This window comes from Borrelia tillae, assembly GCF_055693965.1.
On the sequence record NZ_CM146346.1, the window covers coordinates 213,746 to 227,812 of the forward strand.

Genomic DNA, 14,067 nt, shown 5'->3' on the forward strand with positions numbered 1-14,067 from the left:
GTGTTTAAGCACTTTGCAATCCTTTTTAGCTTATCTTGCCTGAAGGGCCTATAGCTCAGTTGGTTAGAGCACCCGACTCATAATCGGGCGGTCCCAGGTTCAAGTCCTGGTGGGCCCAAACTAATTAAGTTTAAAAAACAAATTAGAGCCTTTACCCATATAATAAAATCCCATGTAAGTATCCAAATCCATATTGTCATTTATTTGAACATCTATTAAATCTTTGATCTTAGTAACTGAATATACAACACTAATTTCATTTTTAGGGGTCTTAATTAAATATAAATTATTACCACTAATTTCATTTAGCTTAACCACATCTTTTGACTTATACACATAATCATGAATTAAAGCTAATTCTTCATCTGACAAGCTTAAATTTACAATAATATCCTTACTATATACTCTCATTCCAGAATCAATAAGATGAACTTGTGCTAAAAAATTTTCAAAAATCTTATCAATAATATTAAATCTTAAATCCTTACAATACAGAATATCATTTCCAAGAACAGAACCAATAAAATGAGAAGTGTATTTATCTTTAATTACTTCAATAAACTCTTTACTGTTAATATTTTCAATAACAAATTTAATTACATCACTAGGATTTAAAACTTTAACGGCAATATCGAAAGTCATAAAATAGTCAAATTTATCTTTTGCAAAATAATAATTAATTACATAATCAACTTCTCGTATATCAGGATAATTTAATTCGCAAGAACAAAGAACAATAAATAATAATAATGATATGTTACTCTTTAAATCTCTCAGCATATTCCTTAGTTTCAGAATTAACTAAAATTTTATCTCCAACATTAATAAAAAGAGGTGCCTTGACCATCAATCCCGTATGAAGGGTAACATTTTTCATTGCATTAGTTACAGTATCACCTTTAACAGCAATCTCAGCATCCACAACCTCAAATGCAACTTTTGAGGGTAATTTAAGGTCAATAACTTCATTATCCCATTTAATGATAGAATAAGTTTCAGCCTCTTGTAAAAACAAAACCTTATCCTCAATATTTGAAACTTCTCTTAAATTCACATTAAATTGATCATAAGTTTCTAAATCCATAAAAATAAGGTTTTCATTTTCTTTATAAAGATATTGAGAATTAACTTCTAATACCTCAATTTCTTCTACTGTATCAGCACCTTTTAAAGTTTCCTTAATAACAGATTTATTTTTAAGATTTTTAAGTTTTAATCTTATAATGGAACCTCCCCTACCCATCTTTGAAAATTCCCTCTCAAGAACAATATGTGGCATGCCTTTAAAAAGCAAAAAGGAACCTTTTTCAATATCTCCAGATTTAATTGTGCTCATTTAACACCTCAAACTTCTAATTAAAATTTTAATGTGTATAATAACTTATATCAAAAAATCAAAATATTTACTATTCATTGACTTATATAAGATTAATGATATTATATATAGTTGTAAAAGGAGTTAATTTAATGCAAGCTATCAAAATAATCTTTACTATTTCACTAGCTTTTTTATTTAGCAACTGTACAAATAAAGCAAAAGAAAATGTTGTTGCAATTGGTGGCTCTACCTCAACAACTTCCATTATGGATGAGATGATCCTACGATATCAAAAGACAAATGATCAACTTAAAGTAACTTATGATGCCCAAGGCAGTAGTGTTGGTATTAAAGGATTATTTGATGGTATTTATAAAATGGCAATATCTTCACGGGAGGCAACCGAAGAAGAAATAGCCCAAGGAGCAAAAATTACAGTTATTGCTTATGACGCTTTAATATTTATAACAAGTCATGACATCAAAATTACAAATATTGCAGAAGAAGATTTAGTCAAAATACTGAATGGAAGTATTAGAAATTGGAAACAAGTCAACGGACCTGATGCTAAGATTAACTTCATTAACCGAGATTCATCATCAGGCTCATATTCATCTATTAAAGAATTGGTTCTTGAAAAGATACTAAAAAATCCTGAAGAAGCTCAATTTAGACAGGATAGCATTATGGTAAAGTCCAATGGAGAAGTAATTGAAAAGGTCAGTCTAACACCCCATTCAATCGGATATATTAGTTTTGGATACTCAAAAGGCGCAATAGAGAAAGGTTTAAATACACTCTCAATAAACAGCATATATCCCACAAAAGAAACAATCATAAAAGACAAATATAATATAAAGAGAAGACTAATAGCAATCACAAGCAGTATTTCTGAGGACCAAAATACACTCGATTTTATTAGCTTTATGTTAAGTCCAAATGGTCAAGATATCGTTGAAGAACAAGGATTTATGAAAATTCATACAACTGAAAATAACTAAATCTTGATTAGCTTGATTTAAAGATCTAAAGTAAGACAAACTTACAAAGTTGGATTTTTATAGAGGACTCTTTTAAAGAATGAAATTAACCTTAAAGACAAAAAGAAATATTGTTAGGTTGGCTTTCAACTGTTTTATCTTAGTGTCCACAGTAACTAGTACTCTGACAATATTATTATTAATCTTATTCATCATTAAAAATGGAATATCACCTTTTATCAATAATAAAATTAAAATTTTAAATTTTTTACTTAGCGCTAACTGGGATCCTACTAGCAAATTACAAAAATCTTACGGTATTTTATCTTTCATTATAAATTCAGCTTTAACCACATTCTTCTCTATTTTAATCGCATTACCAATTGGACTTGGGTTTGCAATTTATATGTCGGAGAAAACCAAAGGTATTTATCAAAAAACATTACAAACCATAATAGAACTCTTAGCAGGAATCCCAAGCGTAGTGTATGGCTTTTTTGGAAGTACGTTTATAGCCACACTTATAAAAAACACCTTTAGACGAGAAGATAATTTGGGATATAATTTAATAACTTCAATAATAGTTCTAAGCATAATGATACTTCCAACAATAATTAGTGTTTCATACACATCCCTTAAAGCCGTTCCCAAATCATACAAATTAGCGTCTCTTGCATTAGCCGCAACAGACTGGCAAACAATATACAAAGTAATGATTCCTTCAGCAAGCAAAGGTATCTTAGCAGGAACAATACTAGCAGTTGGAAGGGCTATAGGAGAGACAATTGCAGTTTTAATGGTTGGGGGTGGATCACCTTTATTTATAAAAAATATATTTTCACCCATTAGGACACTAACAGTAAATATCGCAATAGACATGGGATATGCATCTGGAACCCATAGAGAAGCCTTATTTTCCACAGCTCTGGCTTTATTACTACTAGTAATAATAATAAATTCAATTAAACATTTTATTCTATCTTCATCTAAAAGGCTAAAAATCAAATGAACACCATTAAAATAAATAAATTACTCAATAAAATTGCATTTTGCATAATCAGATTCATGGCTTATTTTTTAATAGCAATACTATTCTTTCTAATATCTTATATTGTATATAATTCACTATTCTTTACCTATAAAAAACAAACTCTATTTTTAGATGAAACAAAACATTTTTTACCATTTACATTCAATAATCAAACAATAAAAATTGCCTTTATTATTAATAAGGACATAAAAACAGAAGAAATTACTACTCAAGACATATATAATATATATAATAATAAAATCTCACACTGGGGAAGCATATCGGATCAAAGTATGAATATAGTCCCAATTGCAAATTCACAATCAAATCCTTCCAGTATAATCATAAAACAAACTTTTACTGAAGATGATAAATTTAATAACAGATACATAAATATTGTAAAATCCAATGAAGAAATGATAGAAACTGTAAATAAAACAATAGGTGCTATTGGTTATCTACCAAAAGAAGAATTTGAACAATTAGATTTTAAAAAATACTCAAAAATTAAAGCCTTAAAAATAAAATCCATGTCTATCTTAGTAGGTAAAAAAACACTACAAAAAAGTGAGAATGTAATTATTAATATGCTAAGCCTTAAAGATATAAAGGAATTACTCATAAGAAAATCAGATTGGAATAAATTAATATCCAAAAATATCAAACTGAGCATCATTAAATACTCAGATTACAATCAAAATGCAATAGAAACAGTAGAAAAAAACGAAGGAACAATAGCAATTGTCCCTTGGCATGCTTTCTATAAAAGTGATGCGCCTTTTCTTAAATTATATTATATTAAAAAAAGTATGCCTTTAAACTTAAATTTTATATTATCTACTCCAAGAAATTCTGGAAAATATGGAGGTATTTCTTATTTAATCTTAAACACATTCTATGTGCTAATATTAACAGCAATAATTTCAATTTCAATAGGAATTGGTACGGGTATAATGCTTGCAGAATACACTTCAAACAAAGTATTGCATAAAGCAGTATCTATGAGTGTTGATATCTTATCTTCCATTCCTGCTATTATTTTTGGACTATTTGGACTTATCTTTTTTGTTCCAATTTTTGGTATGGGAATACTTGCTGGAGCATTAACAAGTTCTTTAATGATACTGCCAATGATTATTAAAACAACTGAAGAAGCTCTAAAATCGATTCCCAAATCATATAAATATGCTTCAGTTGCCTTAGGTGCTAATAAAACAGAAACTATAATGAAAATTTTATTGCCCGCTTCCAGTCCAGGTATATTGACAGGAATAGTACTTGCAATAGGTCGTGCTCTTGGGGAGACTGCTGTACTTCTTTTTACAATGGGGACAAACTTAGGTCTTGCAAGTGCCTTAAATGAACCTTCAAGAAGCTTGACCGTACATCTATTATTATTATTTCAAGAAGGATACTTAGACAAAGGTTTTGCAACAGCATCAATACTGATAATAATGATACTCGCAATAAATTTAATATCAAAATTTTTAATCAATAGAATATATAGGATTTAAGCAAATGAATCAAAACGAAGCAATTATTAAAACAGAAAATCTAAATTTATTTTATACAGACTTTAAAGCATTAAACAATATCAACATCTCAATACGAAGAAATAGTATCACAGCATTAATAGGTCCATCAGGTTGTGGAAAATCAACATTCCTTAGAACACTTAACAGAATGAATGACCTAGTAGAAGGAGTTAAGATAGAAGGAAAAGTGATGTATGATGGAAAAAGTATTTATTCCAATAATTTTGATGTGCTAGAACTTAGAAGAAAAATTGGTATGGTGTTTCAAACTCCCAATCCATTCTTGATGTCAGTTTATGATAATATAAGTTATGGACCCAAAATTCATGGGATTAAAGATAAAAAAAAACTTGATGAAATAGTTGAAAAATCACTAGTAAAAGCTGCACTATGGAATGAAGTCAAAGATAAACTTAACAGAAATGCACTAAGTCTCTCAGGTGGTCAACAACAAAGACTCTGTATTGCAAGAACTCTTGCAATTGAGCCTAATGTAATATTAATGGATGAACCTACTTCTGCTCTTGATCCAAGTTCAACAGGTAAAATTGAAGAATTAATAATAAATTTAAAAGAAAGTTATACGATCATCATCGTAACTCATAATATGCAACAAGCTGGACGAATATCTGACAGAACGGCATTCTTTCTAAACGGCTACATTGAAGAAGAAAGTCAAACAGATGATCTATTCTTCAATCCTAAAAATATTAAGACAGAAGAATATATCACTGGAAAATTTGGCTAATTAACCCAGAGAAACATCAAGAAACATCATCAAAGCAAACCCAACAACTCCAAAAACGGTTGGGACCTTATTGTCAATGTCCTTTCTTTTAGCCTCAGGTATCAACTGCTCAATTGAAACATAGATCATTGCCCCAGCAGAGAATGATAAAGCAAAGGGCAGAATCCTAGTAAAAGTATAAACCGCATAGAATCCCAAAAAACCTCCAACAATCTCTACTAAGCCTGACATCTGACCATAATTAAAGCATTTCCACAAAGGAACGTTACCTCGTCTTAAAGGTAAAGAAATTGCAGCGCCTTCTGGCATATTTTGAATACCAATTCCCAATGTAAGAATCATGGCACCAACTAAAGTATGCATATCAGGAGAAGATGCTAAAGCACCAAAAGCAACGCCAACAGCAAGTCCTTCTGGAAAATTATGCAGAGTAACAGCTGTAAAAAGCAAAAAATCTTTCTTGCCATGTCTGGTTAAATCCTCATCAATGAATGCTAATTTATCAAGATCTGGTACAAATACATCCACAATATATATAAAAAATGCCCCTAAAAGAAAACCAAAAACTGCTGGTATCCATGGAACATAATCCAACTCTTTTGCCATCTCTATTGCTGGATTAATAAGGGAAAAAAAACTAGCAGCAATCATAATTCCTGCCGAAAATCCAAGCATAGCATCCATTATTTTATTGTTTACTCTTCTAAAACAAAAAACAGCCGCAGCTCCAAAAGCTGTAGTAAACCAAGTAAAAGTAGAACCTAAAAACCCTAAAAAAATAGGGTGTAAAGTTAATAAATAATTGCCTAAATGATCAAACATAATTATCCTCCAACACTTGAATTAATCTATCAAAATTGCCCTTATTCTTCTTACACCGGAAGATGAAGCTTGTTCTTTTTGTATCTTAAAAGTACCAAGCTCATCTGTATTCTTAACATGAGGACCACCACAAACTTCAATTGAAAAACCATCTATTTCATATACACTGACAACATCTTCATATTTCTCTCCAAACAAAGCCATAGCGCCTTTTGCCAAAGCATCATTCAAATTCATTACAGTTCGACTGACAGATAATTTATTTTTTATCTGTAAATTAACCATATCTTCAACCCTTTTTATCTCATCATCTGTCATTTTATAAGGATGACTAAAATCAAATCTTAATCTTTCAGCAGTAATATTACTACCTTTTTGCCTTGCATGATCACCTAAAACTAATTGCAGTGCCTTATGAAGCAAATGAGTAGCTGTATGTAACTTAGTAGTCTCATATGTCGAATCCGCAAGGCCCCCTTTAAAAATCTTATCACTTCCTTTCCTAGACACCTCCTGATGCTTTTTAAAATGCTCTTCAAAACTTGCTTTATCCACACTGAATCCATATTCAGTTGCAAGTTCTTCAGTTATTTCATAAGGAAATCCATAAGTATCATAAAGCCTAAAAGAAACCTCTCCAGGAATTATTTTTGACGACAGTTGTTGAATCAATTTAATAAATTCTTGTTCGCCATGACGCAAAGTTTTAAAAAATTTTTCTTCTTCTGCATGTAATTCAACCTTAATAAAATCTTTCTTTTCTGTTAATTCTTTATAAAAAGATTTATAAACCTCCTCAACAGAATCAACAAGATTTGCCAAAACATGTGATTCCATTCCAAGTTTCTTTGCATACCTAATGGCTCTTCTAATAATCCTTCTCAAAACATATCCTTGCCCGATATTAGAAGGAAAAACTGCAAAATTATCCGCTAAAATAAAACAACTAGCCTTAATATGATCAGCAATGATACGAATGGCCCTATCATCTGCCAAATTTTTGCCATAAATCTTACCCGAAATTTTCTCTATCCTATCAATTATTGGCCTGAATGCATCAGTATCATAAACTGAAGATTTTCCTTGCAAAAAAGTAATGACCCTCTCAATTCCCATGCCAGTATCCACACATTTGCGTTTTAGTTCCTCATAATTACCATTCTCATTTTTTTTATATTGCATAAAAACATTATTCCAAATTTCAAAATACTTGCCGCAAGAACATGTAATATCACACGTACTAGAACATCTTTCCTTCCCTGTATCCACAAATATTTCAGTATCCGGTCCACAAGGTCCTACATTTCCAACAGGTCCCCAAAAATTATGCTCCCTTGAAAGATAAAATATTCTATCCTTAGGAATTCCAAGACTTTCCCACACTTGAGCAGTCTCTGTATCTCGCGGAATATTAGAATCACCTTCAAAAACACTAACATAAAGTTTATCTTTTGCAATACCCAAATAGTTAGATGAAGTTAAAAATTCAAAGCTATACTTCACAGAAAGTTCTTTAAAATATGCACCAAGAGACCAATTTCCAAGCATCTCAAAGAAAGTTAAATGACTTAGGTCTCCCACTGCATCAATATCTCCAGTTCTTAAACATTTTTGAACATTAACCAACATATTGCCAAATGGGTGTATTTCGCCAAGAAGATAAGGCACAAGAGGTTGCATACCAGCTGTATTGAAAAGCACCGTAGAATCATTATCAGGAATGAGAGACTTGCCTGCAATTTCACAATGTCCCTTGTCTTTAAAAAATTCTATGTATTTTTCGCGTAGTTCATCAAGTTTCACTAAACAAACTCCTCATTTTTTCTATATATTACTAACTCCCCTTTTAAAGTTAATTCCTTAATATAATTAACAAAAGATGTAGTCATTGATTTTATGTCTCTTTTTTTTACTTTCTTTAAGAAAGATTCTTCTTCTAAAATAATATCTTTGCGTCTTCTTGAAACATTAAAAAGAATTTTATTTCTAATCTCATCACTCTTATCTTTAATAATAATTGCAATATCATTATCTGCAAATTCTCTTAAAATATTATGCATATCATTATCTGTAATTCTAAGTATTACATTAATATCAAATATTTTTTCCTTGATCTCATTATCTTTAATGGGATCAAAAGTCTTCATATCAATATTACTCAAAAGATTCTTTTCATCCTCAGAATCCATATAGCTTAAAATATCAACAAGTATCTTGGAACCATCAAGTTTTTCTGTCTTCAGTTTTCCCTGCATTTCAAATCTGCTTTTCAATCTATTTGAAACAATTTCAATTATATTCATATTTAATTTTTTTGGCTTGGCCAGTTCCTTAATAAACTGCTTTTTAATATCCCTATCTAACATAGAAAAAACATATTTCTTCTGCTCTTTAGTTAAATAATTATATATTATTACATGTGTTTTGATATCTTCATTGCTAATTAATGCCCAAAGTTGCTCATTTTCAATACCAGACAAGTAATCAAAAGGCAAAAACGGATCAATTCCTGTAACTTTTTTATAAATCTCTTTTGCCTTTGTCTTACTTAATGCTCTATTCAACAATTCATAAGTAAACTTATCATCAATCTTGAAATATTTTTTCTCATTTTTAATGAGTTCTTCAAATTCTTGAATAACTCGTTTCTTATCATCAGGAGTAATATATTTGATTTTAGTAATTTCTCTAGTAATAGCAAGTATATCAGTATCATCAAGCTCAGCCATAATTGCAGCTGATTTTTCAAGGCCAATAGCTAAGAAATACTTTGCTATCTTTGATATTTTACTTTCTTTACGAATAAATCCCGATTTCTCAATTTTCCTGCTATCAGAAGTTAATTTACTGGAAGTATTTTTTTTCCCTCTTTTAATAAAATTAACCCAAGACCTTAGAAGTGAACCTTGTATCTCATTATCAGAAAAATTATTGTTAAAATTTTCTCTTCCAACACTGTTAAAAGTCCTTACTGCTAAATTCTTTACATTCTGATATTTAGAAAGTCTAGGATTTGCATGCACTCCCTCAATATTTGTAAGCACCAATAAACGAACATGATCCTTAAAAATTTTAGCTGGACATGTATTCAAAGAGACCTCCGAATTTAGAAAATTTTCTAAAGCAGGTCTTTTTTCAGGACCAATAAACAACAATACAGAAACCTTAGAAGCAAGTAAAGATTTAGGAGTCAAACTAATCCGCTTATTTGGAAACTTTGGTGACTCATACTCATATTGATACCCTTCCATTTCAGAAAATAAAAGCTTTCTTGAAGGAAAAATAGACGCCACATGACCATCCACACCAACGGATAAAATACTAAGATTTAACCTTGTGAACCTAGAATTAAATTCAACATTATAATTATGAATAGATGTTGTTTCATCAGATTCACTATAAATAAATGGATGCAAATTAGACTCACAGATTAAATTCTTTTCTATCATTTTGGAAAAAAATCCTTCATTTAAAAGTTTAAAATTACTATCATTGCTACTCAAATCAACACAACGTTCATCCACTAAAAAAAAATGTGATTTTTTAAGAGAATAATTCTGTTCATCAAATATATCAAGAAAAGAAATGATATTAAGACCACCACAAATGCCAATACTGGTAAACCCCTCTTGATTAACATTATTCAAAAAAAAATCAAAAAATTTTTGCTTCAAATCACTCATTTTATTAGAAAATAAAAACTCCATCACTATTCCTTCCAATAAGCTTAATCCAAATAATAAGAAACTGTTGTCACGACCCTTAATATCTTATTTACATAACGCTCATGATTTTCTGAACTCCTATCATCTGGAAGAAATTCAAAATACCCTTGATTTGCGGTTTTAATTTTTCCTAAAACAGCTCCAGAATTCTTTGCAAATTCCAAAGCTGCCCATTTGGCATTTTTAACAGAATCTGCTAACATTTCTGGTTTAACATCATTAATATTATCAAAATAATAACTTGGCCCAAAATCGCTACTAAAAATCACTCCCTTATTGTAAAGCTTAATAATATCTTTGCTTGCTTGCCTCATTTTATCAACATCTTTAGTATAAATACCCAACGATACTTGAGAGACATACTTATAAAGAGCCTCACGATAATTTAATGCACGAACAGTCATATTTCTAATATATATATCATCTTCATTAAATCCATAGTTGTTCACAAAAAAGTTTTTTATTGTTAAATAATTTGCATTATTTAATTTATTAAGTTCATCTACAGTATTTCCATTTAACTCATATTCCAAATGCCAATTCGCAGAAGTTGAGTAAACCTCTCTTTCACTTAACCCTTTAACAGTAACATAGCTTCCATTTCTAGTCCCAATGCTTTTTATGCCAACAAATATGATAACTGGCACCATTATACAAATTAAAACCGATAATAAAAACAATATACTTTTCTCCCTCAACATACACTGTACCTCCAATTTTGACAAACATAGTTATTGTAAAATAAAGTAATTTATTTTAGCATATTATGCTATGCTAATAAACAGAAAAATAGCAATAGCACCAATGGTAGACATTACCGATGAACATTTTAGATATCTAATACGACTACTATCAAAAAAAGTTACCCTATATACACCTATGATTTCTGCAAAATCAATTATTATGGGCAATTTAAACTCAGTTGTAAAACAAACTCCCACTGATTCTCCAATTGCAATTCAAATAGCAACGAACTGTGAAAATGATGCTGCAAGAGCCATAGAAATCCTTGAAAATAAATTTAACTTTGATGAATACAATCTTAATGTTGGCTGCCCATCATCTCGAGTACAAAATGTAAATTATGGTGCCTGTCTGATGCGAACTCCAATTAAAGTAGGCAAAATCTTGCAAGCTATGCAAAAAAATACAAATAAACCTATTTCAATTAAACACAGAATAGGAATAAGAGAAAATAAAAAAGAATACCACGAAGAAGACTATAGAGAACTTAAACAATTTGTAGAAAAGATCATAGAATTTGAAATAAAAAATTTTACTATTCATGCACGAATAGCCATACTTAATGGATACTCCCCTAAAGACAATCAAAACATTCCAGAACTCAAGCATGACTTTGTATATCACCTAAAACAAGAATATAATAATACATTTATCGAAATAAATGGAGGAATTAACAACAGTGCACAGATAGAAAAACATCTCTCTCATGTAGACTCTGTAATGATTGGAAGAGCTGCTGCACAAAATCCATATTTCATTGCAAAAATTTCAAGAGAATTTTTAAGTGAGAAAGAAAAAATTCCAACAAGAGAAGCAATATTATTAAAAATGGTACAATATATTAAAGAATACAATGCATACTTTTCAACTAATACTGTATTAAAACATATAATGGGTCTAGTATTTGCAAAAGAAGATGCTCGCAAATTTAGACAAGCTTTAAGTGCACCTTTTCCCAAAAATCTTAAGAGTCATGAAATCTTATTAAAAGCAATTGAAAAATTAAGAGAAGACACTTTAAAATCTAATTCTTAGGTGATATATAATCAAAACCTGTATATTTAACCAAATTCTTAGGAATTCTTACTCCTCCTCTTTCATCCTGAAAGTTTTCAAGTATGGCAATTATAGTTCTTGTTGATGCTACTGCTGTCCCATTTATCATATGTACAAACTTACTCCGACCACCATCCTTATATCTAATCTTAAGACGCCTTGACTGATAATCTGTACAATTTGAAGTTGAAGTTACCTCCCCATATTCACCCTGCTCCCCTCTACCCGGCATCCAAGCTTCAATATCATATTTTTTATAGGCTGGTGCTCCAAGATCAAAGGAACAAACATTTAAAACTCTATATGGAATTTCAAGATCAGTATAAATTTCTTCTTCTAATGCCAAAAATTCATCATGAATACGATCAGATTCTTCACTTTTACAAAAACAAAACATCTCAACCTTACTAAATTGATGTACCCTATAAAGCCCTTTTGAAAATTGTCCGGCTGCTCCGGCCTCTTTCCTAAAACAATGAGAAAGCCCTGCCATTCTTAGTGGAGCTCTCAAGTCTAATATAGTATTATAGTAATACCCACCAAGAGTAATCTCAGCTGTCCCAACAAGATATTTATCTGTATCTTCAATTTTATAAATATTACTCTCAACGCCACGGGGATTAAATCCAATACCATCAACTATAAATTCCCTTGCAACATCAGGTGTAGTGAATAAATCAAAACCCTTGTGTTTAAGTTTATTTAGAGCAAAATTAATCAATGCAAGCTCTAAAAAAACAGCTTCATTTTTAAGATAATAAAACTTATTGCCGCTAACTTCACGTGCTCTGTCAAAATCAAAAAGATCCAAATTAAATCCTATTTCTAGATGATTCTTTCGGTTTAAAATTAAATTTTGGAATATTGCCCGATATTTTCAAAACAGTATTCTCATTTTCACCCTCACCAATAGGAACATCAGGAGAAGAAATATTAGGAACTCGCTTATGTTCAATTAAAAGCTTAGATGTCACGCAATTCAACTTTTCTTCCAAAGTTGCAATTTCAGACTTCAAGGCCTTACCAGACTCTATTAAATGGTTTTTACGAGAATTATCTAATTTCCCCTTCATAAGATTAGCATTTTCATTCCTTGCCGCATTCAATTCGCCTATTTTAGTAATAAGTTTCCTGCGTTCATCATCAAGTGAGATTAACAGAGTAATGTCTAATATTAATCCTCTATCCTTAATATTCTTTTGAACAAGCTCCAAATTATCTCTTATAAACTTCAAATCAAGCATAATAGAACTCCAAAACAAAATTTAATCAAAAAATAATTAATTAAAAGTCAAATAAAAAATGACAAATAAAATCATATTAATTAATATAAAAAATATTATATAATAATTATAAATATAGCAGAATAAACCTGCATACGGGAGATATTATGATAAAATCGTCAATGACCCATAAAATTCTCATTTTAGTATCATTACTGATAATTTTTATAGGATGCACAAAAAAAACAAAAAAAATAAGCTTTAACGATATTGATCCCCTGAACGAACAAAACACAATGAGCATTCAATCAATTTTATCAGAAGAAAAAAACGAATTTTTTGAATATAAAATTAGAATACCTAAAATAATAGATGCCAGAACAGGAAAAAATAGCATAAAAACATTCAATGATGAAATTGTAAATTATGCAAATGAAATAGTTAAAAATTTAGAAAGCGCAGCTCAAAATATTAAGCAAAATTCGCAAAAACCAAGTTTAAACATAAACTATGAAATTTACCATGGATATGGTATCTATACAATAATAGTAAATGCCACTCAAGCAATCAATGATGTATCTATAACCAATTACAGAAGTTATTATATAAGCGACAATGGTGATTATATTTATAACACAGATGACATTCTTAATGTAGATGAAGCGTTTCCCTACTTTACTCAAAAAATTAAAGAAAGAGTTGAAAAAACACAATCAAATAAATTACTCTTTGATTTGCAGCAAGCAGTAATTTATTTTGAAAACAAAAAAGTCATAATCAAATTCCCATTATATGTATTTAATCTGGACAATACAGAAAATACTGAACACATATTCGAATTTAATGAAAGCGAAATAATGAAATACATAAAACAAGGATAAAATAA

12 protein-coding genes, 1 tRNA gene and 2 pseudogenes are annotated in these 14,067 nt (G+C 30.0%); 7 read left to right on the forward strand and 8 right to left on the reverse strand.

Annotated elements, in window-relative coordinates; all coding sequences use genetic code 11:
* The first annotated feature begins 44 nt into the window (after window positions 1–44).
* Window positions 45–118, forward strand: a tRNA-Ile gene (locus ACWUD1_RS01060).
* A 2-nt stretch (window positions 119–120) separates the two neighbouring features.
* On the opposite strand, the gene ACWUD1_RS01065 is transcribed toward ACWUD1_RS01060, so the two are convergent.
* Both ACWUD1_RS01065 and efp read right to left on the reverse strand, forming a co-directional pair.
* Window positions 121–780, reverse strand: coding sequence for a hypothetical protein (locus tag ACWUD1_RS01065; protein WP_472756713.1), 660 nt, complete (start codon window positions 778–780; stop codon window positions 121–123).
* Complete coding sequence (efp, locus tag ACWUD1_RS01070) at window positions 758–1,336, reverse strand: elongation factor P (RefSeq protein ID WP_472756714.1); 579 nt, start codon at window positions 1,334–1,336, stop codon at window positions 758–760. Before efp ends, ACWUD1_RS01065 begins: the two co-directional genes overlap by 23 nt.
* A 131-nt stretch (window positions 1,337–1,467) precedes the next feature.
* On the opposite strand from efp, the gene ACWUD1_RS01075 reads away from it, so the two are divergent.
* From ACWUD1_RS01075 to pstB, 4 genes are all read left to right on the forward strand, one after another.
* Window positions 1,468–2,319 (forward strand): substrate-binding domain-containing protein, encoded by an 852-nt coding sequence (locus tag ACWUD1_RS01075; RefSeq protein WP_472756715.1) that lies wholly within the window; start codon window positions 1,468–1,470, stop codon window positions 2,317–2,319.
* A gap of 79 nt (window positions 2,320–2,398) precedes the next feature.
* The gene (gene pstC / locus ACWUD1_RS01080; protein ID WP_472756716.1) at window positions 2,399–3,307 is read left to right on the forward strand and encodes a phosphate ABC transporter permease subunit PstC; all 909 of its coding nucleotides are present in this window, start codon (window positions 2,399–2,401) and stop codon (window positions 3,305–3,307) included.
* Complete coding sequence (gene pstA, locus ACWUD1_RS01085; protein WP_472756717.1) at window positions 3,304–4,842, forward strand: phosphate ABC transporter permease PstA; 1,539 nt, start codon at window positions 3,304–3,306, stop codon at window positions 4,840–4,842. Before pstC ends, pstA begins: the two co-directional genes overlap by 4 nt.
* 4 nt (window positions 4,843–4,846) lie before the next feature.
* Window positions 4,847–5,611 carry a phosphate ABC transporter ATP-binding protein PstB gene (pstB, locus tag ACWUD1_RS01090; RefSeq protein ID WP_472756718.1) on the forward strand — a complete coding sequence of 255 codons (765 nt, stop codon included), beginning with the start codon at window positions 4,847–4,849 and terminating at the stop codon, window positions 5,609–5,611.
* Here the strand turns inward: pstB and ACWUD1_RS01095 are convergent, their stop codons facing one another.
* The 5 genes and pseudogenes from ACWUD1_RS01095 to ACWUD1_RS01115 all read right to left on the reverse strand — a co-directional run bounded on the left by ACWUD1_RS01095 (window position 5,612) and on the right by ACWUD1_RS01115 (window position 10,859).
* A complete protein-coding gene (locus tag ACWUD1_RS01095; protein WP_472756719.1) occupies window positions 5,612–6,433 on the reverse strand; it encodes a ZIP family metal transporter in 822 nt (273 codons plus the stop codon).
* Window positions 6,434–6,454: 21 nt separating this feature from the next.
* On the reverse strand, window positions 6,455–8,236 hold the full coding sequence (locus ACWUD1_RS01100; RefSeq protein WP_472756720.1) for an alanine--tRNA ligase: 1,782 nt from the start codon (window positions 8,234–8,236) through the stop codon (window positions 6,455–6,457).
* Window positions 8,236–9,465, reverse strand: a complete 1,230-nt coding sequence (locus tag ACWUD1_RS01105) for a flagellar motor switch protein FliG (protein ID WP_472756907.1) — start codon at window positions 9,463–9,465, stop codon at window positions 8,236–8,238. Before ACWUD1_RS01105 ends, ACWUD1_RS01100 begins: the two co-directional genes overlap by 1 nt.
* Window positions 9,460–10,140 (reverse strand): annotated as a pseudogene (locus ACWUD1_RS01110) (6-phosphogluconolactonase); the annotation flags it as partial. The pseudogene ACWUD1_RS01110 and the gene ACWUD1_RS01105, both read right to left, overlap by 6 nt.
* Before the next feature lie 20 nt (window positions 10,141–10,160).
* On the reverse strand, window positions 10,161–10,859 hold the full coding sequence (locus tag ACWUD1_RS01115) for an SIMPL domain-containing protein (RefSeq protein WP_472756721.1): 699 nt from the start codon (window positions 10,857–10,859) through the stop codon (window positions 10,161–10,163).
* A gap of 70 nt (window positions 10,860–10,929) precedes the next feature.
* Between ACWUD1_RS01115 and dusA the strand changes: the two genes are divergently transcribed.
* Complete coding sequence (dusA, locus tag ACWUD1_RS01120; RefSeq protein WP_472756722.1) at window positions 10,930–11,937, forward strand: tRNA dihydrouridine(20/20a) synthase DusA; 1,008 nt, start codon at window positions 10,930–10,932, stop codon at window positions 11,935–11,937.
* Here dusA and serS read toward each other — a convergent pair.
* Window positions 11,927–13,202, reverse strand: a pseudogene (gene serS / locus ACWUD1_RS01125) (serine--tRNA ligase). The gene dusA and the pseudogene serS overlap by 11 nt on opposite strands.
* A 146-nt stretch (window positions 13,203–13,348) precedes the next feature.
* Between serS and ACWUD1_RS01130 the strand changes: the two are divergent.
* Window positions 13,349–14,062: a hypothetical protein gene (locus ACWUD1_RS01130; protein ID WP_472756723.1), complete on the forward strand. Its 714-nt coding sequence runs from the start codon at window positions 13,349–13,351 to the stop codon at window positions 14,060–14,062.
* Window positions 14,063–14,067 lie beyond the last annotated feature (5 nt).